This is a genomic window from Roseovarius marisflavi (assembly GCF_900142625.1).
Classification (GTDB): domain Bacteria; phylum Pseudomonadota; class Alphaproteobacteria; order Rhodobacterales; family Rhodobacteraceae; genus Roseovarius; species Roseovarius marisflavi.
Genome location: NZ_FRBN01000002.1, coordinates 39,428 through 63,950 on the forward strand (window position 1 = coordinate 39,428; position 24,523 = coordinate 63,950).

26 protein-coding genes and 1 other RNA gene are annotated in these 24,523 nt (G+C 61.5%); 6 read left to right on the forward strand and 21 right to left on the reverse strand.

Features of this window, described 5'->3' with window-relative positions; translation table 11 throughout:
- The first annotated feature begins 175 nt into the window (after positions 1-175).
- Positions 176-1,303 (forward strand): aminotransferase class V-fold PLP-dependent enzyme, encoded by a 1,128-nt coding sequence (locus tag BUB78_RS02475; protein ID WP_073194734.1) that lies wholly within the window; start codon positions 176-178, stop codon positions 1,301-1,303.
- On the opposite strand, the gene BUB78_RS02480 is transcribed toward BUB78_RS02475, so the two are convergent.
- The 3 genes from BUB78_RS02480 to BUB78_RS02490 form a co-directional block, all read right to left on the reverse strand.
- Positions 1,300-2,496, reverse strand: coding sequence for a UbiH/UbiF family hydroxylase (locus tag BUB78_RS02480; protein ID WP_073194736.1), 1,197 nt, complete (start codon positions 2,494-2,496; stop codon positions 1,300-1,302). The two genes, BUB78_RS02475 and BUB78_RS02480, sit on opposite strands and share 4 nt — an antisense overlap.
- 31 nt (positions 2,497-2,527) lie before the next feature.
- Positions 2,528-2,734 (reverse strand): hypothetical protein, encoded by a 207-nt coding sequence (locus BUB78_RS02485; protein WP_073195200.1) that lies wholly within the window; start codon positions 2,732-2,734, stop codon positions 2,528-2,530.
- 85 nt (positions 2,735-2,819) lie between these two features.
- Positions 2,820-3,464 (reverse strand): pyrimidine 5'-nucleotidase, encoded by a 645-nt coding sequence (locus tag BUB78_RS02490; protein WP_073195201.1) that lies wholly within the window; start codon positions 3,462-3,464, stop codon positions 2,820-2,822.
- A 105-nt stretch (positions 3,465-3,569) separates the two neighbouring features.
- On the opposite strand from BUB78_RS02490, the gene BUB78_RS02495 reads away from it, so the two are divergent.
- A complete protein-coding gene (locus BUB78_RS02495; RefSeq protein WP_073194737.1) occupies positions 3,570-4,220 on the forward strand; it encodes a GntR family transcriptional regulator in 651 nt (216 codons plus the stop codon).
- Here BUB78_RS02495 and BUB78_RS02500 read toward each other — a convergent pair.
- Both BUB78_RS02500 and carA read right to left on the reverse strand, forming a co-directional pair.
- Positions 4,161-6,095 (reverse strand): glycosyltransferase, encoded by a 1,935-nt coding sequence (locus BUB78_RS02500; protein WP_073194740.1) that lies wholly within the window; start codon positions 6,093-6,095, stop codon positions 4,161-4,163. The two genes, BUB78_RS02495 and BUB78_RS02500, sit on opposite strands and share 60 nt — an antisense overlap.
- A gap of 108 nt (positions 6,096-6,203) precedes the next feature.
- Positions 6,204-7,352 (reverse strand): glutamine-hydrolyzing carbamoyl-phosphate synthase small subunit, encoded by a 1,149-nt coding sequence (gene carA / locus BUB78_RS02505; protein WP_073194743.1) that lies wholly within the window; start codon positions 7,350-7,352, stop codon positions 6,204-6,206.
- A gap of 187 nt (positions 7,353-7,539) precedes the next feature.
- On the opposite strand from carA, the gene BUB78_RS02510 reads away from it, so the two are divergent.
- Complete coding sequence (locus BUB78_RS02510; RefSeq protein WP_073194745.1) at positions 7,540-8,001, forward strand: GatB/YqeY domain-containing protein; 462 nt, start codon at positions 7,540-7,542, stop codon at positions 7,999-8,001.
- On the opposite strand, the gene BUB78_RS02515 is transcribed toward BUB78_RS02510, so the two are convergent.
- The 6 genes from BUB78_RS02515 to gatC form a co-directional block, all read right to left on the reverse strand.
- Positions 7,998-8,498: a DUF2244 domain-containing protein gene (locus tag BUB78_RS02515; RefSeq protein WP_073194746.1), complete on the reverse strand. Its 501-nt coding sequence runs from the start codon at positions 8,496-8,498 to the stop codon at positions 7,998-8,000. The two genes, BUB78_RS02510 and BUB78_RS02515, sit on opposite strands and share 4 nt — an antisense overlap.
- Before the next feature lie 227 nt (positions 8,499-8,725).
- An RNA gene (rnpB, locus tag BUB78_RS02520) (RNase P RNA component class A) lies at positions 8,726-9,147 on the reverse strand.
- Between the two features lie 11 nt (positions 9,148-9,158).
- On the reverse strand, positions 9,159-9,800 hold the full coding sequence (locus BUB78_RS02525) for an N-acetylmuramoyl-L-alanine amidase (RefSeq protein ID WP_073194749.1): 642 nt from the start codon (positions 9,798-9,800) through the stop codon (positions 9,159-9,161).
- A gap of 89 nt (positions 9,801-9,889) precedes the next feature.
- Entirely contained in the window at positions 9,890-10,621 is a 732-nt protein-coding gene (locus BUB78_RS02530; protein WP_073194751.1) for a hypothetical protein, read from the reverse strand.
- Between the two features lie 37 nt (positions 10,622-10,658).
- Positions 10,659-12,146 (reverse strand): Asp-tRNA(Asn)/Glu-tRNA(Gln) amidotransferase subunit GatA, encoded by a 1,488-nt coding sequence (gatA, locus tag BUB78_RS02535; RefSeq protein WP_073194753.1) that lies wholly within the window; start codon positions 12,144-12,146, stop codon positions 10,659-10,661.
- Complete coding sequence (gatC, locus tag BUB78_RS02540; protein WP_073194755.1) at positions 12,146-12,433, reverse strand: Asp-tRNA(Asn)/Glu-tRNA(Gln) amidotransferase subunit GatC; 288 nt, start codon at positions 12,431-12,433, stop codon at positions 12,146-12,148. Before gatC ends, gatA begins: the two co-directional genes overlap by 1 nt.
- 179 nt (positions 12,434-12,612) lie before the next feature.
- On the opposite strand from gatC, the gene BUB78_RS02545 reads away from it, so the two are divergent.
- The gene (locus BUB78_RS02545; protein WP_073194758.1) at positions 12,613-13,305 is read left to right on the forward strand and encodes a metal-dependent hydrolase; all 693 of its coding nucleotides are present in this window, start codon (positions 12,613-12,615) and stop codon (positions 13,303-13,305) included.
- Positions 13,306-13,403: 98 nt separating this feature from the next.
- Here the strand turns inward: BUB78_RS02545 and BUB78_RS02550 are convergent, their stop codons facing one another.
- The gene (locus BUB78_RS02550; protein ID WP_073194760.1) at positions 13,404-14,213 is read right to left on the reverse strand and encodes a pseudouridine synthase; all 810 of its coding nucleotides are present in this window, start codon (positions 14,211-14,213) and stop codon (positions 13,404-13,406) included.
- A 63-nt stretch (positions 14,214-14,276) separates the two neighbouring features.
- Here BUB78_RS02550 and BUB78_RS02555 point away from each other — a divergent pair, with 63 nt between their 5' ends.
- Complete coding sequence (locus tag BUB78_RS02555; protein WP_073194762.1) at positions 14,277-14,738, forward strand: nucleoside deaminase; 462 nt, start codon at positions 14,277-14,279, stop codon at positions 14,736-14,738.
- Here BUB78_RS02555 and BUB78_RS02560 read toward each other — a convergent pair.
- The 4 genes from BUB78_RS02560 to BUB78_RS02575 all read right to left on the reverse strand — a co-directional run bounded on the left by BUB78_RS02560 (position 14,735) and on the right by BUB78_RS02575 (position 18,796).
- Positions 14,735-15,700, reverse strand: a complete 966-nt coding sequence (locus BUB78_RS02560; RefSeq protein WP_073194765.1) for a LysR family transcriptional regulator — start codon at positions 15,698-15,700, stop codon at positions 14,735-14,737. The two genes, BUB78_RS02555 and BUB78_RS02560, sit on opposite strands and share 4 nt — an antisense overlap.
- Before the next feature lie 6 nt (positions 15,701-15,706).
- Positions 15,707-16,267: a polyhydroxyalkanoate synthesis repressor PhaR gene (phaR, locus tag BUB78_RS02565; RefSeq protein ID WP_073194768.1), complete on the reverse strand. Its 561-nt coding sequence runs from the start codon at positions 16,265-16,267 to the stop codon at positions 15,707-15,709.
- Between the two features lie 134 nt (positions 16,268-16,401).
- Positions 16,402-16,851, reverse strand: coding sequence for a phasin, PhaP (locus tag BUB78_RS02570; protein ID WP_073195202.1), 450 nt, complete (start codon positions 16,849-16,851; stop codon positions 16,402-16,404).
- A 136-nt stretch (positions 16,852-16,987) separates the two neighbouring features.
- Positions 16,988-18,796, reverse strand: a complete 1,809-nt coding sequence (locus BUB78_RS02575) for a PHA/PHB synthase family protein (RefSeq protein ID WP_073194770.1) — start codon at positions 18,794-18,796, stop codon at positions 16,988-16,990.
- A 130-nt stretch (positions 18,797-18,926) separates the two neighbouring features.
- Between BUB78_RS02575 and phaZ the strand changes: the two genes are divergently transcribed.
- Positions 18,927-20,228, forward strand: coding sequence for a polyhydroxyalkanoate depolymerase (gene phaZ, locus BUB78_RS02580; RefSeq protein WP_073194773.1), 1,302 nt, complete (start codon positions 18,927-18,929; stop codon positions 20,226-20,228).
- Positions 20,229-20,299: 71 nt separating this feature from the next.
- On the opposite strand, the gene BUB78_RS02585 is transcribed toward phaZ, so the two are convergent.
- The 5 genes from BUB78_RS02585 to BUB78_RS02605 all read right to left on the reverse strand — a co-directional run bounded on the left by BUB78_RS02585 (position 20,300) and on the right by BUB78_RS02605 (position 24,423).
- Positions 20,300-21,028: an alpha/beta fold hydrolase gene (locus BUB78_RS02585; protein WP_073194775.1), complete on the reverse strand. Its 729-nt coding sequence runs from the start codon at positions 21,026-21,028 to the stop codon at positions 20,300-20,302.
- Between the two features lie 93 nt (positions 21,029-21,121).
- Positions 21,122-22,105, reverse strand: a complete 984-nt coding sequence (locus BUB78_RS02590; protein ID WP_073194777.1) for an alpha/beta hydrolase — start codon at positions 22,103-22,105, stop codon at positions 21,122-21,124.
- Complete coding sequence (locus tag BUB78_RS02595) at positions 22,105-22,863, reverse strand: alpha/beta hydrolase (RefSeq protein ID WP_073194779.1); 759 nt, start codon at positions 22,861-22,863, stop codon at positions 22,105-22,107. Before BUB78_RS02595 ends, BUB78_RS02590 begins: the two co-directional genes overlap by 1 nt.
- 70 nt (positions 22,864-22,933) lie before the next feature.
- The gene (locus BUB78_RS02600; RefSeq protein WP_084732734.1) at positions 22,934-24,181 is read right to left on the reverse strand and encodes an MFS transporter; all 1,248 of its coding nucleotides are present in this window, start codon (positions 24,179-24,181) and stop codon (positions 22,934-22,936) included.
- Between the two features lie 17 nt (positions 24,182-24,198).
- Positions 24,199-24,423 (reverse strand): hypothetical protein, encoded by a 225-nt coding sequence (locus tag BUB78_RS02605; protein WP_073194783.1) that lies wholly within the window; start codon positions 24,421-24,423, stop codon positions 24,199-24,201.
- Between the last annotated feature and the right edge of the window lie 100 nt (positions 24,424-24,523).

Genomic DNA, 24,523 nt, shown 5'->3' on the forward strand with positions numbered 1-24,523 from the left:
TCTGCCTCAAGTATTCAGGTCTTGCGCCCGAATTTATTCAAATTTTACAATCTGCCTTTCCTCAATAAGGCGGAAATGTGGCGCAAATAAGGCCGCCTCTCGCTCAGGATAGAGTAGACTTGCCCAACCCAAGGAGGCAGGTTAGCCCTTAGCCGAACGAACAGGAGATACCTTGATGACCGCCCTACTCGACACGATCGATCCCGATGGCCTTTTGGAATATTCCGTGGTCTTCACGGATCGCTCCCTCAACCATATGTCCGCGTCTTTTCAGCATGTAATGCGCGATATCTCATCCATGCTCAAAGAGGTGTACAACGCCGATGCGGTGGCGCTTGTGCCCGGTGGCGGCTCTTACGGGATGGAATCTGTGGCCCGCCAGTTTGGTCGTGATGCGCATGCTTTGATCGTGCGCAATGGCTGGTTCTCGTTTCGCTGGACCCAGATTTTCGACGCGGGCGGTTTTGCCGCCGACACCACCGTGTGCATGGCGCGCCAGACCGGCAATGGCGCCGTCGCCCCCTTTGCCCCCGCCCCGATTGACGAGGTCACCGCGAAAATCCGCAAGGCCAGGCCCGATGTGGTGTTTGCGCCGCATGTGGAAACCTCGGCCGGGGTGATCCTTCCGGAGGATTATATCACTGCGCTCGCCAGTGCCGCACATGAGGTTGGCGCGCTTTTGGTGCTTGATTGCATCGCCAGCGGTTGCGCATGGGTGGATATGAAGGCGACCGGCGTTGATGTGCTGATCTCGGCGCCGCAAAAGGGCTGGTCGGCCTCGCCGTCGGCTGGTCTTGTGATGATGTCGGAGCGCGCGGTCGAGCGGATGGCAGATACGACATCAGACAGCTTTGCACTCGATCTCAAGAAATGGCATGTCATCATGCAGGCCTATGAGAATGGCGGTCACGCCTATCACGCCACCATGCCGACCGATGCACTGCGCGCGTTCCGCGACACCATGCTGGAAACCCGCGAGTATGGCTTTGAAAAACTGCGCGCCGCGCAATGGGAGCTTGGCAATGGCGTGCGCGCGATGCTGGCCGACAAGGGCGTGAAATCGGTCGCCGCCGAAGGCTTTGGCGCGCCGGGCGTGGTCGTGAGCTATACCGACGACCCCGACATTCAGAACGGCAAGAAATTCGCCGCCGAGGGCATGCAGATCGCCGCCGGGGTGCCGCTTCAGTGCAACGAGCCCGAGGGCTTCAGAACCTTCCGCCTTGGCCTGTTCGGGCTTGATAAGCTTTACGATGTGCCCGCAGCGCTTGGGCGCTTGCAAACCGTCATGGACAAGGTGCTTTAACCGCGCGCGCCAAGACCAAGTTGCATCAGCGACTTGCGCACCGGGGCCAGCGAATAGATCGCGTTCAGCCCCATGGCGCGCGCGTCCCGCAGGGGACGGGCGCGCATCATCGAGGCACGGTTCAAAAGGTCGATCCCCGTCACCCGTGCCTTGATCTCCATGTGACGACGGCGGTGATAGGTCTCGAGCATCGCCCGATCCCCAAGCCGCTCTGGCGCGGCCTCCGCCAGCTCGAGCAGCACCCGCATATCCCCCAGCGACATGTTAAGCCCCTGCGCGCCGATGGGCGGCACCACATGCGCCGCCTCGGCCACAAGCGCCACCCGCTCGCCGTAAAGCCGCTCGGCGATCTGGCTGATGATCGGCCAGACCGTGCGCCGCGACGCCAACGTCAGAGGCCCGAAAAGGTGGCAGGACCGGGTGTTCATCGCGGCCTCGAATTCGGCCTCGGGCAAGGCGGCAAGGCGCGCCACCTCGGGCCCCTCTTCCATCCACACCACGGCCGAGGACGGCCGCCCCTCGTGATCGGGCAAGGGCACCAGGGTGAACGGCCCGCCCGAGCGGTGGATTTCGGTCGACACATTGCCATGCGGAATCGGATGCGTCACCGCAAAGGCCAGTGCTTTCTGCCCGTAACGCGTTGTTTTCACGTCAATCCCCGAGGCCTGGCGAATGGGTGAATTGCGCCCGTCGGCGGCGATCACAAGCCGGGCGCGCACGCGGCTGCCGTCGCTCAGGCCAACGCGCGCCTCGGCCTCTCGGGTGAACAGCGTCGTTGTGCCGGTGCCGGGGCGAAAGGTGACGTTTGCGAGGCTTGTCAGATGCGCCACCATCTCGCGCCGCAAAAGCCAGTTGGGCAGGTTCCAGCCAAACGGCTGATCCGAGATATCGGAAGCGTTGAATTCCTTGGTGATGCGCGGTTCCGGCGTCTCGCCGCCGGCATCGACGATCCGCATCACCTCAAGCTCCGAGGCGAAGGGAGCAAGCCGTGCCCACAACCCTGCGCGCTCCAACAGCGCCTGAGCGGGTTGCAAAAAGGCGGTGGTGCGCAGATCAGAGCCGGGGGCTTCGCGCGCGGTAACCGGCGGGCTGGGATCAACGCAAAGCACCGAAAACCCGGCGTTTCCAAAGACAGCCGCAGCCGTCAGCCCCGCCACGCCCCCGCCCGAAACGACGATATCAACCTCTTGCATCTGCGCGCCCTTTCCTTGGTGGCCGCCGGTCCTAGCCGCGTGAAATCAGCAGCAAGCCGACCCAGATCACCGGCACCATGATCACCGCCGGGATATAAAGACCCGGAACGCCCCAAAGCGCAATGCTGGTGCCCCAAAGGGCGAGAAAAACCACCACGCCCAGAAGGATCGGCACCACCAGGGCGGCATCGGAATCACGCGGGGTTCCACCGGCGGTGGGTTTTGAAGTTTGGGTCATATCCGTCCTTTGCGCATCATATTCCATATGCAGATATGGCGCAGGTCACAGATGGCAAAGGCACATTTCGCCGCAGCAAGCCCGCCTAGATCAGACGCGCAAGAAAGCCGCCAAGGTCATCGGTATGATGGTGAATATGCGCCGCCGCGTGGGGGGCGGGGGCGACATGGACGGTGCGCATCCCCATGGCATGGGGCGCAGCAAGGTTGCGCTCTTCATCCTCGAACATGGCGGCGGTTTCGGGCACGACCCCATCAAGCGCGAAAATGGCGGTAAAGGCCTCGGCCTCGGGTTTGGGGCGAAATCCGGCATGCTCGACGCCGTAAACCGCATCAAACACCCCGCTTAGCCCGCGCCGGTCAATCACCCGCTCGGCGTAGGGGCCGCAGCCATTGGTATAGACGATCTTGCGCCCCGGAAGCGCGCGAATGCAGGCCGCAAGATCGGCGTCAGGATCAAGGTGATCGAGCGATATATCGTGCACCTGTTCAAGATAAGGCCCCGGATCGATATCATGCAGCCGCATGAGCCCGGCCAGAGTGGTGCCATGATCGCGCCAATACTGATGGCGCAGATGGTCGGCCTCGGCGCGGGGCACGCGCAGGGTGTCCATCACATATTGGGTCATCCGCGCCTCGATCTGGTCAAACAGACGCGCGGCGGGCGGATAAAGGGTGTTGTCGAGATCAAAGACCCAAGTGGTGACATGACTGAAAAGCGGCTTTGGCATGGGCGCACCATAGGGTGGCGCGACAAAGGGCGCAATCTGCCAAGGCTTGATCCTGCGGGTAAAGCGCGCGTAAGGTTTCACACCACACAACAGACCGAAACGGACATGCCGATGAAACCCCAGCCGACCGATGCCTATTCGCTTATTTTAGAGGCGATCGATGTGGGCATTTTCAAGCCCGGCGACCGGCTTGTAGAAAGCGATCTGGCCGACCGCTTCGGGGTATCGCGCACGCCGATCCGCGAGGCGCTGCAACGGCTGGAAACGCAATCCATGCTGACACGTGACGGGCGCAGCCTTATCGTGTCATCGCTGGATTATAACCAGCTTGCAGAGCTTTACGTCGTGCGCGCCGAACTTGAGGGGCTGGCGGCCAGTCTTGCGGCGCGCCATGCAAGTGCTGAAGAGGTACGCGTTCTGCGCGACATGGTCGAAGATGATCGCGCCCTTCTGGGTAAGCCGTCAGAGCTGGCCCGCGCCAACCGGCGGTTTCACAAGCAGATTCACCTGTCATCGCACAACCGCTTTCTTGTGCAGCAACTGGATCTTGTGCACCGCTCCATGGCCTTGCTGGCAACCACCTCGCTTGCCGCCGAGGGGCGCGACGAGGATGCGTTGAAAGAGCATGATGCGATCGTCAGCGCCATCGAGGCACGCGACGGCGAGGCCGCAAGCGAGGCCCTGCGCGCCCATATTTCAAAGGCCTTCGTGACTCGGCTCAAGCTTGACTCCGGCGAGGTCAAATCCACCGTCTGAGGTGCGTTTGCCGCCCGCGGTGATCGAGAGGCCATGGGTCGTCTTGTCCCAGTAGAACGGCTTGAACACCAGTTCGTAGAGCGCCTTATAGGCGGCAATCGCCCCGAACGGCGCATAGAAATGCATGCTCGGCGCCCAGGCCATGAGATGTCTGTGCTTGCGTCCCGACACCGCAATCATATGCACCGTGATGTTGAGCGCCTCGACCATCAGGAACAGGCTGCCGATTGCGCCAAGAGTGGCCCGGCTCAACACCGGATCAAGCGGATGCGGCAGGCCCAAGAGCACAAGCCAGAACGACCATAGAAACGGGGCCAGCACGAATTGCGAGAGCGCCGAGACAAAATGCGCCTGAAACCCCCAGAATTTCCGAGGGCCCAATTGCCGGTAAAGCAGCCTTGGTCGGCGCATATGGACCAGATAAGTGGTCATATAGCCCTTGAGCCAGCGAGACCGCTGTTTGATCCAGGGCCAGGGGCGACAGTTGGCCTCTTCTTCGGTCACCGTATTCACCATTTCCGTGCGATAGCCATGGCGCGCAAGGCGAAAGCCAAGATCGGCGTCCTCGGTCACGTTATGAGCATCCCAGCCGCCGATACTCTCAAGCACGTTGCGCCGGAAATAGAGCGTCGTTCCGCCAAGCGGGATGGCCAGACCAAGCCGCGCCATGCCCGGAAGCATTACCCGAAACCAGGTGGCGTATTCGATGGTAAAACACCGCGCCAGCCAGTTTTGCCGCGGGTTATAGTAATCCAGCACCCCCTGAAGGCAGGCCACATCGTCTGGCACCTGTTGAAATTTGCGGGCCACCACCGTGATCTGATCAGGGTCGGGGGCATCTTCGGCGTCGAAAATACCGATGATGTCGCCTTCGCAGAAATCCAGCGCATAGTTCATCGCGCGCGGTTTGGTGCGGGGTTTGCCATCGGGCACGACCACCGGCCGCACCCAGGGCGGAAGATCGATCTCTGCCAGCATTTGTTGCGTCAGCTCGTCCTCTTCTTCCAGCACCAGAATGACATCCAACAGGCATTTGGGGTATGTCAGGCGGCTCAGCCGCGCAATCAGGGCATGGGCGATTTCGGTCTCACGGAACAGCGGCACAAGGATCGACACCTTGGGCAGTGGCGCCTTGGGGTTTTGCGGCACCTCCTCTCGGTCGGTGTCATGGGCCATATGGGCGACAAAGGCGGCCGTTTTCATCCCCGCCGAGACCAGAAGCGTGAAACAGGCCCAAAGGGCAAACACCCCGAACACCGCCACCGGAAAGGCAAGGGCAAGGGCCGCGACGGTCGCGATCATCGCCAGCGTGAACCGCAGACGCCGACCAATGCTGCCGCCCCATGTACGACAGCTTTCGGTCTCGGGTACGCGGGTTTCCGCCATCAGGCGCAGATGGTCACGATGCTCGTTCGCGACCCGGTCCTGCAGCGCGCGGCGCGGCGCAACGACCGCATGCGCCCGGCGCAACCCGTTCGGCATGATCTGGCGCAGCGCCTCAAGGCTGTCCGGAGAGCCGGAGGCCATGACCGGCTTGGCGCCTTGCCCCTCAAGAACCATCGCGCCATGTTTCAGCAAGACCCGTGGGTCAAGCCCGGTTTCGATCGCCTTGGCCCGGGTAACCTCATCCGCCGACAGGCGCTGTGTGGAAAGGCGCCGGGCATGCGCGCGCAACAGGTCGTCTTCACAGGCCAGCCCTTCGGCCTCAAGAATGCGCGCCATCGAGGTATCGCAGTGCCGACCGACCATTTCTGCAAGGGCCGCGTCCGATTTGGTAAGTTTACCGGCGCGCACCAATTCGCGTGACAGAGGATTCATCCGCGCCGGGCTTGCCCAGCCCTGCACATTGACGTGCCTCAATTCTGAGATACCCATGCCTGTGTCCTTCCCCGTCTTCTGGGGATGACGCTAGCGCACGGATGGTTAACGAGGCTTTAATAACAGGTTAACAACGGGTTAAAATGAACTGTTTCTAAACAGTAATTAACCGGCCATTGACGCCGCAAATCGCTCGAACAGGTAAAAGCTGTCTTGCGGTCCGGGACTCGCTTCCGGGTGATGCTGCACCGAGAATACCGGACGATCCTGCATGCGGATACCGCAGTTGGAGCCGTCAAACAGCGACACATGTGTCTCAAGCACCCCGGCGGGCAAGGTCTGGCTATCGACGGCAAAGCCGTGGTTCATCGAGGTGATCTCGACCTTGCCGGTCTCAATATCCTTGACCGGATGGTTGGCGCCGTGATGGCCGTGGTTCATCTTGACGGTCTGCGCCCCGAGTGCGAGCGCAAGCATCTGATGCCCAAGGCAGATCCCGAACACCGGCAGGCCAGAGTCAAGAACGCCGCGGATCATCGGCACCGCATAGGCCCCCGTGGCCGCCGGATCACCGGGGCCGTTGGACAGGAACACGCCATCGGGACCATGCGCCAGAACTTCTTCGGCGGTGACGGTGGCGGGCATGACCGTCACCTCACAACCGGCACTTGCCAGACAGCGCAGGATATTGCGCTTGGCGCCGTAATCAATCGCCACAACCTTGTGGCGGGCATCGGTCTGACGCTTGTACCCTTCGGGCCAGGCCCACCGCATTTCATCCCAGCGGTAAGACTGTGCACAGGTAACCGTCTTGGCAAGGTCCATGCCCTCCAGCCCGGCAAAGGCCCGTGCTTTCGCGACCAGAGCGGCGGTGTCGAAATTGCCCTCGGGATCATGTGCAAGGGCGGCATGCGGCGCACCCTGCTGGCGGATCGCACGTGTCAGGCGCCGGGTATCAATCCCGCCGATGGCGATGCGCCCGCGCCGCGCCAGCCACTCGGCCAGATGCTCTTGCGCGCGCCAGTTGCTGGGCTGGGTCGGGTCCCACTTCACGACCATGCCCTCGGCCACCGGATCGGCGGTTTCGTCATCCTCGGGGGTCACCCCGGTATTGCCGATATGAGGAAAGGTAAAGGTCACGATCTGCCCGGCATAGGACGGGTCGGTCATGATCTCCTGATAGCCGGTCATGGCGGTGTTGAAACACAGCTCTGCCGTGGTGTCGCCAGTGGCGCCAAACCCATGGCCGTAAAACAGCGTCCCATCCGCAAGGGCCAGGCAGGCGGTCGGGCGGGTCTGGGGCGCGTGGGCCATGGCAGGGATTCTCCGGATCTGTGCAAATTGGCGCGAACCTAAGGGGGGGTCCGGGCCGGGTCAAGGCACTAGATGGCCCAGTTTGCAGGCGAATACCAGCCCCCCGCGACCGCCCGACAACAGTTGCCTCTTCCGCGTGATTTGGATAGTCTCCGGCACTTGTGACAAACCATTGGGATGGAACGAAATGGAATTGCGGGACCGCATCACTCAGGCCCTTAAACAGGCGATGAAAGACAAGGACGCGGCGCGCCTTGCAACGCTGCGGCTGATCAGCGCGGCAATCAAGGATCAGGAAATCGCCGGGCGTGGCGTCGATGGGGCGCCCTGTGTCGGCGACCCTGAAATCATGGCGATTCTGGCCAAAATGACCAAACAGCGCAACGAAAGCGCGCGTGCCTACGAAGAAGGCGGCCGCCTTGATCTGGCCGAACGCGAACTGAGCGAGATCACCGTGATCGAGGAATTCCTGCCGCGCCAGCTTGACGACGACGAAGTCGCCGCCGCCATCGACAAGGCCATAAGCGACGTTGGTGCCACCACGATCCGCGACATGGGCAAGATCATGGGCAAGCTCAAGGAGCGCCACGCCGGTCAGATGGATTTCGGCACCGTCGGCCCGCAGGTCAAGGACCGCCTCGCGTCTTAACCCGCCATTGGCGTCGGCGGGCGCAGGGCATCGGTCAACTCGCCGTAAAGCACCCTGCGCTCGCCCTCGGACAAAAACGCCCCGATCTCGACCTCGCGGCCCTTGCCCTTGAGCGTGATGTAATGCGCGACCGGCCCGCCGGTGGGGTGCAGGCTCGCCTTGGCCCAATAGCGGTTACACTCCCAGTCCTGCACATCGCCGCGCGGATTGGTGCGCACCAGATGGATCATCTCTGGCCCGATTTCGAGCACCTCGGTGATATTGGCGCTGCGATACGAATGCTCAAGCCCCCACCAGACCCCGGCCAGCGCCAACATCAGAAACGGCAACAGCCCCCAGAGCACGACCGTGCCAAGCAGCGGATAAAGCGGCACGGTGATCAGCGTGAAGGTCGCCAGCACAAAGGCCGCAAAGCCACGCCGCGGCAAGGACCGGTGCGGCCAAAGCGTCAGCCGGGTCTGTGGGTCGTCCTGCGATGATGTCCATTCATAAGGCATGCCTTGTTTCTAGCCCATGCGTCGCGTTTGAAAAGAGGGCGTGTGCAATGACTGCGCAATCCGTCAGACACCTTGGCAAACCCTGTGGCGCCATTTCGCCGGATCAGGCCTAACCCCGTTTTCTTCTTGCCTAAAATATTCTGGGGAGTTTGAGGCGCAAAGCCCCTCATCCAAAAAAACAAGCGCGCCGCAGGCGCTCAATTCCTGAAAACCACCAAAATCACAATTTGCGCGGAGGGCCTGTAAGCCGGATTTTGTCCCGGGGGTTGCCCCCCTTGGATGACCATTCATCTTGAGACGCTGTTGCCAACGCCCCTCTAGCTGCCAACCCGGACCACTGGGCCAAGACGTGCCTGCGGGCGGTATCGGTTGCCCGACCTGCCGCGCGCGCGGTCCCTATTTGGCATTGCTCCCGGTGGGGCTTGCCGTGCCGGTTCGGTTGCCCGTCCCGCGGTGGGCTCTTACCCCACCGTTTCACCCTTACCCGTACGCAGTCTCCCTTGGCGAACCGCAGGTGCGACGGGCGGTTTCATTTCTGTGGCGCTTTCCCTTGGGTTACCCCAGCCGGGCGTTACCCGGCACCGTTGTCTTGTGGAGTCCGGACTTTCCTCGAAACCCTTGCAGGTCCCGCGGCCATCCGGCCCTCCGCGCGAGATTGACTTAGGCGCTCGGACGGGCGCGGTCAACCGGGAAGCGTGCGGCAAGGTCCTGAAGGGCGGCGCAATCAGCCGCCTCAAGCGGTCCCCTGGCACTGGGGCGAAAGCGCAGGCGAAAAGCGGCAAGAATGGTCTCGAGATCCTCCGCGCCGCTTGAAGGATAGCCAAATCGTTCGGCCGCCGCGAGAAACGCCCCTGCCCCGGTTTCAGGACCGGTGTCCGCCCTGCCCGGCTCGGGCCAGACCGACAGGCCAGCACGCGCCAAGCGGCGCCAGTCAAACCGCGCGCCGGGGTCAAACTTGCGCGCCGGGGCCATGTCGGAATGGGCAATCACCCGCTCGGGCGGGATGGGCCAGCGGGTCATGATCGCGCTCATTAGCCCCTCAAGCGCATGCATCTGCGGCTCGGGGAACGGATGCGCGCCGGTATTGGCCAACTCGATCCCGATCGAGCGTGAATTGACGTCCACAACCGCGCCCCATTGCCCCGCACCGGCATGCCAGGCGCGCTGTTCTTCCTCGACCATCTGCCAGATTTCGCCGCGCTCCGAGATCAGGTAATGCGCCGAAACCTCTGCGCCCGGGTCACACAACCGCGCGAGCGCCGCCTCGGCGCTTTGCATCGCGGTGTAATGCAGCACGATCATATCGGGCAGCGCACCTAAGCGCCGCGCGCCGAAATTGGGCGAGACCTGCCAAGCACATGTAGGGTGGGTGAAACCCACGCCGCGCCCCTTTACCTGCCAACCGCCTTGCGGAAGGGGACCGGGTTCCAGCCACAGGCATAGCCATCACCATCCGGGTCAAGCCCAAGGCGGTCACGCTCGGGGCCGCCGCGCTTGAGAAACTCGACCTGCGCCAGATCGGGCGAGGCATATTCGGCGCAGTTGCGCTCGAACTTGCCGGTCTTGTTGAGACCAACACGGCGATAGACCAACGTGCCTACGGGATGCTTGGTGGCAAGCGCATAGGCCACGATATTGGGGCCCACATCGCCGGGACGATTACCGACGGCCTCGGGGGCAACCACCTGATATTGCGCACGGTTTTGCGCGATCCGCGAGGCATCATCTTCGATCGAGCGCTGCTCGCCGACGGCCTCGAAACTGTTCTCACGCGAAATCCCGGCTGAATTCATCACGCCCTCCGGTGCCGGATTGGACGGGCTCGCCTGAAGGATCGGCTGACCGGAATTGGCGGCGGTGGCCTCAAGCGCGGCGCGCGCATCGGCGGCAACATCCGCGCCCGGCTGTGCCGAGGTGGCACCGGGCGGGATGGCGCCCAGAGGCTCCGATGAGACCGCGTTGGGGGCCGGCAGGGCATTGCCCGCCAAGGCGGCGTCACGCGCGGCCTTTTCACGCTGGTATTGGCTATAGTCCTGAAAACCGACACCCGCCCCGCTATCGGGTACGGCGGGCGCACAGGCCGTTAGGGCCGCAAGGGCGACCGAGCCAAGGATCAAACGCATCTGCTATTTCCTGCCATAAGCTGTTTTGCGGGCCGTTTTACCACCATTTTCCGGGTTTGGCCACAAATCCCGCCGCAGTTTCCAACGCATAGGCGGTGTTGAGCAGATCACCTTCTTCCCAGGGCCGCCCGATCAGTTGCAACCCAAGCGGCAGCCCCTGCGTGTCGATCCCGGCGGGCACGGAAATGCCCGGCAGACCGGCAAGGTTGACGGTGACGGTAAAGACATCGTTGAGATACATCTGCACCGGATCGGCGTCTTTCATCTCGCCAAGGCCAAAGGCCGCGCTTGGCGTGGCCGGGGTCAGGATCGCATCGACGCCTGCGTCAAAGGCCTGATCAAAGTCGCGCTTGATCAGCGCGCGCACCCTGCGGGCGCGGTTGTAATAGGCGTCGTAAAAGCCCGCCGAGAGAACATAGGTGCCCACCATCACGCGGCGCTGAACCTCGTGACCAAAGCCCTCGGCGCGGGTTTTCTCGTACATCTCGGTGATGCCATCGCCCTGCGCCAGCTTGGCGCGGTGGCCATAGCGCACCCCGTCATAGCGCGCGAGATTGCTTGACGCCTCGGCCGGGGCAATCACGTAATAGGCCGGCAGCGCGTATTTGGTATGCGGCAGGCTGATATCACGGATTTCGGCGCCTGCGGCCTTGAGCATCGCAGTACCATCGGCCCAAAGCTGTTCGATCTCGGCGGGCATGCCCTCCATCCGGTATTCTTTCGGAATGCCGATCACTTTGCCTTTGATATCACCGGTCAAGGCGGCCTCGAAGTCGGGCACCGGGAAATCGGCACTGGTCGAATCCTTGGGGTCGTGGCTGCACATGGCGCTTAGCATGATCGCCGCATCGCGCACCGATTTGGTCATCGGCCCGGCCTGATCGAGCGAGGAAGCAAAGGCCACCACGCCCCAGCGGGAACAGCGCCCATAGGTCGGCTTGATCCCGGTGATGCCGGTAAAGGCGGCCGGCTGGCGGATCGAGCCGCCGGTGTCGGTGCCGGTCGCGGCAAGGCAAAGATCCGCCGCAACGGCCGAAGCCGATCCGCCAGACGAGCCGCCGGGAGTCAAAGCCGCGTCATCATTTCCGCGCCGCCAGGGGTTAACGGCATTGCCATAAACCGATGTTTCATTGGACGAGCCCATGGCGAATTCGTCCATGTTGAGCTTGCCCAGCATAATCGCGCCCGCATCGAACAGGTTCTGGGTGACGGTCGATTCGTATTCCGGCTTGAAGCCTTCAAGGATGCGGCTGGCGGCCTGGCTTGGCACGCCCTTGGTGCAAAACAGGTCCTTGATCCCGAGCGGGATACCGCACATCGCCGGGGCATCGCCCGCCTTGATCCGGGTATCGGCGGCGCGCGCCTGTTCGCGGGCGATATCAGGGGTGTGATGCACAAAGGCATTGAGCGCCCCGGCGCCTTCGATCTGGCTCAGGCAGGCCTCGGTCAGCTCAAGCGCGGTGACATCGCCCTTGCGCAGGGCATCGCGGGCCTCTGCAATCGTGAGTGTGTTCAGATCAGCCATTATTCCACCACCTTCGGCACCGCAAAAAAGCCCTCGCGCGCATCGGGCGCGTTCGACAGAATCTTGGCTTGTTGATTGCCATCTGTAACCACATCCTCGCGGCGTTTCAGGCGCATCGGCGTGACGCTGGTCATCGGCTCGATGCCCTCCACGTCGACTTCGTTGAGCTGTTCAATGAAACCAAGGATGGTGTTGAACTCCTCGGCAAGCGCGGGCAGCGCGTCCTCAGTCACACGGATGCGGGCCAGCTTGGCCACTTTGGCGGCGGTCTCTCGGTCGATCGACATGGGTCTCTCCGGTAATCCTGTTGCCCAAGCGTTTAGCGCCCGAGACCATTGGGCGCAAGCATCTGAGCGCGCCAAAACCCCGCTCGCGGATAAGGATCGCCCAGAAATACGCCGCTTGGCCCTTTCCTATGGCGCAAGTCTTGCTAGTCTTTGCAAAACTGGAAAAAGGGAGTGGCAGAATGAAGATCACATGGCTTGGGCATTCATCGTTTCGGATCGAGATCGCAGAACTGATTTTGTTGGTCGATCCCTGGCTCAACGGCAACCCGATGTTGCCCGAGGACAGCCACGACGCCGCGACCGAAGGCGCAACTCATATCCTGTTGACCCACGCGCATTTCGATCACGTCGCCGATGTTCTGCCACTGGCGCGCAAACAGGGCCTGACCGTGGTCGGGCAATATGACCTGATGGCGCATTGGGAGGCGCAGGAAAAGATCGAGGTTATCGGGTTCAACAAGGGCGGCACGGTCGATCTTGGCGGGGTCAAGGTGACGATGGTACATGCCACCCATTCAACCAGCTTTGGCACGGATGCCGGTCCGCAGGTGCCCGGCACCGAATGTGGTTACATGATCGCGGGCGAGGGTCACGTGATCTATGTCTCTGGCGACACCGATGTGATGGCCGACATGGGCGTGTTTCACGACCTGCACCAGCCCGATGTCGGAATCCTGTGCGCGGGCGGGCATTTCACCATGGATATGCGGCGCGCGGGCTATGCGGCGAAAAAGTTCTTTGACTTCAAAACCGTGATCCCCTGCCATTACCGCACCTTCCCGATTTTAGAGCAATCGGCCGAAGAGTTGGTCACGGCTCTGCCCGGCGTCGATGTGATCGAGCCGCAGGTGATGGAGCCGATCACGCTCTGACAGTGCGGCAATCGGGGCATGGGGGCGCTGCCCCCGCCCAGGAAAATTCGGCGAATTTTCTTGGGCCCCCCGGCGTATTTCTGGAAAAATGAAAAGGATCAGGTGGTGCGACGGCGGCGCTGTGGTTTGGGGCGTTGCGGGCTTGCGGGTTTGCTGGGTTTTTCTACCTCGGGCTCTTGAGGCATGCCAAGCTGATCGCGCAGCACGCGCGGGCGGATTTCCTCGACTTCGCCGGGTTTGAGCTGACCCAGTTGAAACGGCCCGTAAGACACCCGGATCAGCCGGTTCACCGAGAGGCCGACCGCCTCCATCGCGCGGCGGATTTCGCGGTTCTTGCCTTCGCGGATCGACACCGTGATCCAGGCATTGGCGCCCTGCTGGCGATCCAGCGTCACCATCATGCCCTGAAACCGTTCGCCATCGACCGTGAGGCCCTTGCGCAGCGGCTCAAACGTGGCATCGGTCGGACGGCCATTGACGCGCACGCGGTAGCGGCGCAGCCAGCCGGTTGAGGGCAGTTCGAGTTTGCGCTTGAGGCCGCCGTCATTGGTCAGCAAAAGCAGCCCTTCGGAATTCAGGTCAAGCCGTCCGACGCTCATCACCCGAGGCAGGTCTTCGGGCAGATCATCATAGATCGTCGCGCGCCCCTGTTCGTCGCGGTTGGTGGTCACAAGACCGGTGGGCTTGTGATAAAGCCAGAGCCGCGCCGGTTCGGGCGCATCCAATGCGCGGCCATCCACCACGACCTTGTCGGCGGGGGTCACATTCAATGCGGCGCGGGTGATCTTGACGCCATTGACGGTCACGCGGCCGGCCTCGATCAGGCGCTCGGCCTCGCGGCGGCTGGCGATGCCGGCGCGCGCGATGACCTTGGCGATCCGGTCGCCTTCTGGGGGTTTGGTGCTCATGTGTCATCGCTTAGCCTATTCGCGGGACTTGCGAAAGTGGTGATGGCGGGGCAAAGACGCCCCATGACGTTCAAAAGCCATATGATGACTGCGCTGGAGGAGGCGCGCGCCGCGGCCCTGCGCGGCGAGGTGCCGGTGGGGGCCGTGGTGGTTGACCCAAACGGTCAGGTCGTGGCAAAGGCGGGCAATCGCACGCGCGAACTGAACGACCCCACGGCCCATGCCGAGATCCTCGCGCTGCGCGCCGCCTGCGCGGCCAAGGGCAGCGAGCGGCTGGTGGGGCATGATCTTTATGTCACGCTGGAGCCCTGCGCGATGTGCGCCAGCGCGATTGCCGGGGCGCGGATTGCGCGGCTGTATTATGGGGCGAGTGATCCGAAATCCGGCGGTGTCGCGCAGGGCGCGCGTGTGTTCACCCATCCGCAATGTCACCATGTGCCAGAGGTTTATGACGGGATTGCCGCGCGCGAGGCGGAAGAGATGCTGAAAGCCTTTTTTCAGGAGCGGCGCACGCCTGAGTGCTAGAGGATCGTCAGCGCATCCGCCAGAAACGGGTGGCGCGCAATCGCCGGATCAACCACTGCCTGACGCAGGATCGGCTTTAATGTCTCGGCCAGGGTTGCTGGCATATCCTGTAATATCCCCTTGCGGGCGGTCACGCTGATGGTGCGGGTCAGCGGTGCCATCGGCAATTCCAGAACGTCGATCTGATCGGCAAAGCGGCGCGCGCGCATCAGGGCCAGCGGCGTCATGATGCTCCAGCCGGTGCCCTGCCCGACCAGCGCCAGAATGGCGTGATAGCTATCAAGTTCGAACCGGTGCGGCAGCGTCAGGTTTTGGCGCGCCAGATGCGACGAGATTAGCCGCCCCATGTAATGTCGCTGTGTATATTGGATCAGCGGCAGGCGCTTGAGCTGTCGCAAGACGTCGCCGTCCTTGTCGATCACCCCTTTGGGCGCGGCCACGGCAAAACCTTCGCGCAGGATCGGGTGAACCTCGACCCAATCGGTTTCGGCGCCAAATTCGGCGGCGACGATCATATCAAGGGCGCGCGCGTCAAGCTGGTCATAAAGGTGATGACTGGCGCCGGTTTCCAACAGGAACTGACAGCGGGTCAATTCACCGGCCATATGGGTCAGAAGCTGGGGCGTGACATCGGCCTCAAGGTCTTCGATCATGCCAAGACGAAAGCGGGTCAGGGTCGAGAGCTGCGACATCGCAAGCTCCGCGCGCGCCTGTGCGGCCTCGTTCAAGATCGCCTGCGCGCGGCGATGCATGATTTCGCCCGCAGGGGTAAGCCTGATCGGGCGGGCATTGCGTTGCAGCAACGTGGCCCCGACCGCGCCTTCAAGATTGGTGAGCTGCTGGCTGACGGCCGAGGGGCTTGCCCCAAGGCGGCGCGCCGCGGCGGAAATCGAGCGTTCATCGGCTGCGGCCATGAACACCTCGATCCCCCAAAGGGTTATCCGACCGGGGCTTTCAACCATCCGTGGTTACTTGCCAAGCTTCGACAGCTTTTCCTGTAATTCGGCCAGCTGTTTCTTGATGTCGCCAAGGTTGTCGTCTTCCGGCTCGTCATCCCTGGACGCGGATTGGCCGGGCATTTTTCCAAGGCCTGTGATGCCACCGGTCATGGCCTTCATAAAGGCCTCTTGCTGGGCGCGCATGGCCTCCATTCCTGGCATGGCGCCAATCGGGCTTGCCTTGGTCATGTTGTCCAAAATCTTGGATTGACCATCGCGCAGCATCTCAAAGCTGGCAGCCAGAAATTCGGGCACGACGCTTGTGGCCTGGGTGGTATAGCTGCGCACCAGATCGTTGAGCACGTTGAGCGGCAGAACGCTTTCGCCGCGGCTTTCATGCTCGGCGATGATCTGCAACAGATACTGGCGGGTAAGGTCGTCGCCGGATTTCAGGTCGATGATCTGAACTTCGCGGCCATCACGGATAAATTCCGAGATATCTTCCAGCGTGACGTAATCGGATGTCTCGGTATTGTACAACCGGCGGCTGGCATAGCGTTTGATCAGCAGCGGTTTTTTAGTGTCGGCCAAGGGTTATCCTCCCGGAAAATGCAGCGCTGCAGCGTAGCTTAGACGCAACTGCGGCAAAAAGAAAGAGCGAGCCTTTCGGCTCGCCCTTCGCAGTCCATACCCGTCAGGGAGGGGTCTGGGTATGTAACCTGCTATTACTTGGCCGCTGCGGTGGCTTTCTGGGTCGCTGCAGTGACGTCTTCCGCTGCCTTCTTGACGGCTTTGGTTGCGTCGTCCTGCATGGATTTGCCGGCCGACATCATCAGCTCAACAGTTTCCATCTGCACTTTTTTCGCGATTTCAGCGAAAGCGGCCATGTTCTCGGAAGCAACTTCGGCGTTGGCCGATGCGAAATCGGTGAACGCTTTGGCGTAATCAGCGGGCTCTGCCTTGGCTTTGGTGATGTCGTTCAGCTTGGCAAGGGTTTCTTTGGTCCACTTGCTGGAGATCTCGGCCGATTTCTCGGCAGCCGACAGAGCCACACCCGAGAGCTTTTCGCTCAGAGCAGCCTGGTTCTTGAAGGCATCGTCCATTGCTTTGGTGTCAACGGGGAATGCGCCCATGATGTCTTTCATTGCGCTGTTGAAGTCTTGTGTCTTAGCCATTTGGTAAGTCCTTTCGGTTGAGCGGCATTGTTTGCCGTGTTCTGTATTCTGGAGCCAGATATACATGCCGCACTGCAGCATTTCAAGTTTTTTCTGCAGTGCAGCAATTATTTCCTCAACCAGACCGAAAAGTCTTTTAAAATCCCTCACTTGCTTTGACGCGGACATAGGTTCCGGGGGCTGGAGCCAATGGCGGATGATCCGAATCGCCCGGCTGGCGGGCGGGAATCATCTTGCCCGAGCGCTTTTTGAGCCAGCTTTCCCACCGCGGCCACCATGAGCCCTCGTTAAAAGTGGCCCCCTCCAGCCAGTCATCGGCTGACAGGCTCAGGTCGTCATTGGTGTAATGGCCGTATTTCTTCTTGGAGGGCGGATTGACGATGCCCGCGATATGGCCCGATTCCGAGACGATAAAGGTCCGGTCCTTGGAGCCGGTCTGTTGAAAGCCGCGATAGCAATCTTTCCAGGCCGCAATGTGGTCAGTCTCGCAGGTGATTGCCATAAGCGGCGCTTTCACGTCGCTGATATGAAGCTTTTCGCCCAGAATCTCAAAGCCGCCCTCGATGAATTCGTTCCGCTGGCACAACCCGCGCAGATATTGCGTCGTCATCCGGCCCGGAAGATTGGCCCCATCGCCATTCCAATAGAGCAGATCAAAGGCAGGCGGGGTTTCCCCCATCATATAGCTTTTGACGGCCGGCTGATAAACCAGATCCTTGGAGCGCAGGAACGACATGGTGCGCGACATGATGAACGAGCGCAGCAGGCCCTGTTGGGCGACTTCCTGTTCGATCCCGTCGATGAAATCATCCTGAAGAAAGGGGGTGAACTCGCCCTGCTCCGAAAAATCCGTAAGCGCGGTAAAGAAGGTGGCGGATTTAATCGACTTGTCGCCGCGTTTCTCAAGCAGCGCCAGTGTCAGATGAAGCGTCGTGCCCGCGATGCAATAGCCCACCGTGTTGACCTGTTTCTCGCCGGTGATCGCCTTGACCTCGGAAATGGCGGTCAGAAAGCCCTCTTCTATATACTCATCAAGGCCCACATCCGCATAGCTTGCATCGGGGTTGACCCAGGCCACCACGAACAGGGTATAGCCCTGATCGGTGAGCCATTTGATCATGCTGTTCTGGGCTTTGAGATCGAGAATATAGAACTTGTTGATCCAGGGCGGAAAGATGATCAGCGGCGTCGTGTGAACCTCTTTTGTTGTCGGCGCATACTGGATCAGCTCCATCATGCGGTTGCGATAGACCACTTCGCCGGGGGTGGTGGCGATGTTTTCACCAAGGACAAAGGATGTCTCATCGGCCAGCCGCACCACAAGCTCGCCCTTGTTGGCCTCCAGATCCGCGATCAGGTTCTCCAACCCCTTCACAAGCGACGCCCCTTCGGTTTCCACCGCACGTTCAAGCGCATCGGGGTTGGTGCCGAGAAAGTTGGTCGGCGACATCATGTCGATGATCTGATGCGCGAAATAATCCAGCCGCCGCTTTTCCTTGGGGTCCAGGTCATCGACATCACCTATCGCGCTCTGGATCGATTGCGCGTTCAGGGCGTATTGCTCTTTAATGTAGCGAAAATAGGGATGTGTCTTCCAGAGCGGGTTCGAGAATCGCTTGTCGCCTTCAAGAATGTCGGGCTTGTCCTCAAGCTCTGCGCCATCGCCGCGCAGCATCAATTGCTGGGCATCCACGAAATGGCGCACCGACTTGCCCCAGTATTCAAGCTGTTGCTCGTAAATCTTACCCGGATTCTCGATCAATTCCGTCCAATAGGAGCTGGCTGCCTTGGCAAAAATATCCTGCGAGGGCGTGCTCAATGTCGGATTGGCCGGTTTGCGCGAGGCGAGCACCTGAATCAGGCGCTGCGACAGCTGTTCGACTTTAGCGAGATTTTCATTCAACTTTTCGATATTTTCGCCTGCGACATCGTCTTGCATTGCCATTTATACAATTTCCCTTTAATTCTTTCTGCTATGCAGCATAACGTCGTCAGGCCGGAGGGGCAGTGCGACGGATGGAACCGGGCTGATCTGCCATTATAGAGGCTTACCTGCCTTAGTAGGAGACGAAACTATGCGTTACATGGCGACTTACGACCTGATGGAAACCCTCCGCAATACCAATCAATGGCTCGGTGCTTCGGCTCTTTCAATGGCATCCTATCCTGTTTTCAGCATGGTGCCAAACCCTGCTTTGAACTGGATGGCAGCTTGGGGAGAGGTGACGGAGCGCACGTTCCAACGCATGGTCACCAAGCCCGACTGGGGTATCGACACCATCACCGGCGACGACGGGCGTGACCATATCGTCACCGTCGAAACGACCGTGCAACGTGCTTTTGGCGACCTCATTCACTTCAATGTCGCAGGCCGCGCACCGACGGCGCGCCGGGTTCTGCTCGTGGCGCCGATGTCGGGCCACTATGCGACGCTTCTGCGCTCTACCGTGCGCTCGCTTTTGCCCGATTGCGACGTCTATGTCACCGATTGGCACAATGCCCGCGACATTCCGGTCTCGGAAGGCAAGTTCGACATTGAAGATTACACCGTCTACCTGATGGATTTCATGCGCGAGCTTGGCTCGGACCTGCATGTGATCGCCGTCTGTCAGCCCGCGCCGCTGACCCTTGCCGCCACCGCCTATCTGGCCGAGCTGGACCCCGACGCACAGCCGCGCACCCTGACCCTTATCGGTGGCCCGATTGACCCCGACGCAACCCCGACAGATGTCACCGACTTTGGTCGCCGCGTCACCATGGGCCAGCTTGAAGAAACCATGATCCAGCGGGTCGGCTTTCAGCGCAAGGGCGTTGGCCGGATGGTTTATCCGGGCCTTCTGCAACTGGCGTCTTTCGTGTCGATGAATGGCGAGCGCCATGCGCAGGCCTTCTCGGATCAGATCGCCCGCGTCGCGCGCGGCGAGGCCGGCGATCACGATGCCCACAACAAGTTCTACGATGAATATCTGGCCGTGATGGATATGCCTGCGGAATTCTACCTCTCCACGGTCGAGCGGATCTTCAAGGGCCTCGAAATTGCCCAGAACCGTTTTGTCGTGAATGGCCATCAGGTTGATATCGGCAAGATCACCAATGTCGCCGTGAAAACCGTGGAAGGTGGCAAGGATGACATTTCGGCGCCGGGCCAATGTGTCGCCGCTCTGGCGCTTTGCACCGGTCTTCCGGATGAGAAAAAGGCCAGCTATCTTGAGCCTGAGGCCGGCCATTACGGCATCTTTGCCGGGCGTAGCTGGCGCAACAACATCCGCCCGCTGGTGCTTGATTTCATCGACGCCAATTCGGCGGCCCCTGCCCCGGCAAAAGCCGCCAAAGCGACACCCAAAGCGGCCAACAAGAACCTCGCCGCGAACGGTTGACCCCATCCTTATAACAAAAGGGCCGCTGATCTTCTCAGCGGCCCGATTTGTTTGCACCCGCAAAATGGTGCTCAGGCATCCACCCGCTTTTGCAGCACGAACGGCTGTTCCAGCCAGGCGCGCAACGCAGCAGTCGTCGCCTCGGGCGCTTCCATCGGGGGCAGATGGCCCGCCCCCTCGATCACCGACAGGCTTGCATAGGGAATCAGGTCGGCCATGAAGCTGTGGCGCTTGACCGGCGTTAGCCCGTCATGGCGCCCGCAGAGCACCAATGTCGGCACCTTGCAGCGCCTGAGCACCGATTGATAATCACGCCTGCGCTGTAGTGCCCGAACCTGGCGCACAATCGCATCAGCGCCAATATTCTCTGCCATTTCAGTAAGATGCGCGGTGATCGCCGCGCGCCCAGTGCCCGGCGCCAGATATTCCGGCAACAAGAAACTCTGCACCGCATCGGCAAGGCTGCCCGAGCGAAGCTTGATGATAAACGGCTCATAAGCGGTGGCCGATTGCGGTGTCTCGGCAAGCGGATTGGTATCCATCAGCGCGATCCGCGACACCCGGTCTGGGGCCCGGCGCAAAATCTCCATCGCGACAATCCCGCCCATCGAAAGCCCCGCCAGCGCAAAGCGCCGGGGCAGCACGTCAAGCAGGGACGATGCGATTTCCTCAACCCGGTCGCCGCCCGTAATCGGGGCCGTCGTGACCGCCGTGTCGCGGCTCAAATCCGTCAATTGCTGTGTGAAAAGCCGCGCGTCGCACATCATGCCGGGCAAAAACACCACCGGATCATGGGTCATGAAACATCCTTTTACTCGATCCCGGACCAAACCGGCTCGCCCCAGATTGACACCAGATCGAACCCTATGGTCAAGCCAATGCGCCCGCGCGGGCTATAATATGCCGTTGATCCAGCCCAGCATGAGCGCGATGGCGCCCTCGGTATTGCCGGGCGACATGATATCGCCCGCAATCACATGGGCATAGGCGTCGTCCCCCGGCGCAAGCGCGGGGCGCATCCGGGTCACCGGCCCGCCCCAGCCCTGCTCGATCCCCGCCGTCAGGTCGGGGCGCACCACCTTGTCGTCATCCGAATAGTAAAACAGCGCCGGGACCGTCACATCGCCGTAGTCAAGCCCGCGCGCATGGGCCACGATCTCCGCCATCGGAAAGACCGCCGCGCTTGGATATTCGGTGGTCCATTCGGCGGCCTGCAACCGGCTGCGCGGTTCAAACTTGCGCCGCTTTCCCGCCAGAAGCGGCAGCCAATGCCGCGCGCCCGGAAGCGTCAAGAGCGGCGCCATCGGATTATTGATCCCGAAATTGGGCGAGACCATGATCACCCCTGCCACACCCTCGCGCAGCGCCGGGTCATGCAGCGCGGCGGCAGCGATGGTGGCGCCGGTCGAGGTGGCAAGCACGATCACCCGCCCCCCAACCGCGCGCGCCACCGCCAGGGCCTCGGCGGCGTCATTCATCCAGTCTCTGACGGTGGCCTCGCCCATGGCATCGGGCGTGCGGCCATGGCCGCGAAACCGGGTGTAGACAAGGTTGGCGCCAAGCGCCTCGGCCATGCGATCCGGCACCGGGCGGATTTCCTGGCTAGAGGCGGAAAACCCGTGCAGATAGACCACTGAAATCGGCGTACGCGTCTCGGCCTGTCCGGCCCAGATCACACGCTTCTGGCTATCGGGGCGGATGTCGGAATAGGCGGATTCAACGCTTTCGAGGTAAACGCCGACGCCTTTGCCAAACTTGCGCGACTCGAACGGCGCGGGCGCGGCGATCTCCTCAATGGGGGCCAGCACGAAACCGGCGATGGCCAGCAGGACAAACGCCAAAACCGCCCGCCCAAGCCATTTCAGCGCCCCGCGCATCAGAGCCCCACTGCCCCGGCAAGAACCTCTTCGACCGAGCGCGCAATAAGCGCGAGACAGGCAGGATCAGAGAACCGATGATCGGCCCCATCGACCAGTGTAAGGCGCATATCCGGGCCGGTTGAGTGGTCCAAAAGCCGCATTGCAACCGACATATCCACATCTTTATCAGCATTTCCTTGCAAAAATCGAACACCGAACGGCAAATTCAGCGGATCGCGCAAAACCAGGTGATCGCGGCCATCCTCAATCAGGCGACGGGTGATGATATAAGGCTCGCCATACTCGCTTGGCAGGGCGACTTGCCCTCTGTCGGCCAGTTCGGCGCGCTGCGCGTCGTCAAATCCGCCCCACATGGAATCTTCGGTAAAATCCGGCGCGGCGGCGATGGTGACAAGCCCGGCCACACGGTCCGGCATCGCGCGCGCGAGCAGCAAGGATATCCAGCCGCCCATGGACGAGCCAACCAGAACCTGCGGGCCATTCGTCAGCGCGGTGATCGCCGCCTTTGCATCCGCCGCCCAATCGCCAATGCACCCCTCGGTGAAGGCCCCCGACGATTGCCCATGACCGGAATAGTCAAACCGCAGAAAGGCACGCCCGGCCTTGCGGGCCCACTCCTCAAGGTAAAGCGCCTTGGTGCCCTCCATGTCGGATTTGAACCCGCCCAGAAACACCACGCCGGGGGCCGCGCCGGGGCTCTGGTGATAGGCCAGCTTACGGCCCGTGTCGGTGATCAGATAAGCGGGATCGGTCATCGCATCCTCCGTCGTTTCATCGCGCGATCATGCACCGCGACGCGGCGACGGGCAAACCGGTATTTGCCCCCTAAACGTCGACGGATCGCAACGTCAGGGCAAGGCCGCCGCCAAGGAACGCCATCGCCGCAAAGCCCGCAAGTGCGCCGGTCGGGCCGATGAACGATAACGCGCCACCAAAGACCCCGGCCAGCAACAGGATGATCCCGATGGCGGTATTGGCCAGCGCGGCGTTTTGCGAGCGTTTGTTTTCGTCCGACATATCAACAAGGTAGACCGATCGCGCCTGACGCCCCCCGTGATAGGCAAGCATCAAGGCAAACAGGATCGCCGGGATCACGCCGGGGTTGCTGGCAAGCCCAAGACCCTCGGCAAAGATCGCCGCCAGCATGGCACATCCGGCGCCGACCCCGGCCAGCAGAAGCACCTTCGGGCTATGGCGATCGGCCATCCGCCCCCAGATATAAGAGCTGAGGAACGAGGCCCCCGAAGAGGCAAGCACAAGCGCCCCAAGGGTGTTGAGCGCCGCCCCCCCCTGCGCCGACAAAAGCACCAAATAGGGCGGCGCCAGAGCGGTTGAGACCAGCAAACCGCGCACAAGGATGAAGCGGCGCAAATTGGCGTCATTGCGCAGGATCGCGAGGTATCCGCGCGCCGCACTGGCGGTTTCGGGCCTGCTGTCGTCCTCATTAAGCTGCGCCAGGATGATCGCCGCAAGCCCCCAGGCCAGCGCCGCCACCCCAATGGCGCCGACGATCGCGACGCGCGTCTGCAAAACCCCGGTCAAAAGCAGCCCCGCAAACACAAGCACCGCCGCCGCCGAAACCGATCCGCCAAGCCCGGTCACAGCCCCGCGCCGCGATTGGCCGACGGTTTTTCCAAGGATATCCTTGTAAGACACCGAACAGGCCGCACGCGCCAGTGCCAGCACCGCCAAAAGCGCGCAGATCACAAAACCCGCGGGCCAGCCCTCAAGCACAAGTGCCGCCCCGGCGATCAAAGCGGCCGCGCTCCCCTGCACCGCGCTTCCCGCCACCCAGACCCAACGCCGCTGGCGCAATCGTTGCATCCGGGCGCCGAACACAAGCTGCGGCAAGAGAGCACCCGCCTCGCGGATCGGCACAAGAAGACCCACGAAAACCGCCGGTGCCCCCAGAATGCCCAGAAGCCAGCTCAGCACCAGCTTTGGGTCAATCAGGCCATCGGCGATCTTGGTCAGCGTAATGGCCAAAACGTGGCGGCGTGCATTGCGCGCCTCGCCACCGGTCATGTCAGAGGAGACAAGCCGCGCGGTCAGGTTTTGGACGAGTGTTTTCAAAGCGCCCCCGGAGCAAATCAGCCCCCGACATACGCCCCCTCACGCGGACGGTAAAACACTTTCTGGTTATGCAAGCGCCCCAGAAGATCATGAATCTGGCGCAAGGTCTCATCCCTGTCTGCGGCACTGTCACCGGTCTTGTCAACCTGTGCGGCCAACTCTGCCTTGGTATGGCGCAGCGAGGTTTCGATCAGGTCCATATCTTCAACGGTCAGTTCGAAATTTGAATTATAGGTCGGCATGCGATGCGCCCCTTTGGTTGAGTGTTTCGCGAAATATGGAGTGATTCCCATATGCGGCAAATTAGGCATCATTTGCGACAAGTCCATTAATTTTTTCAAA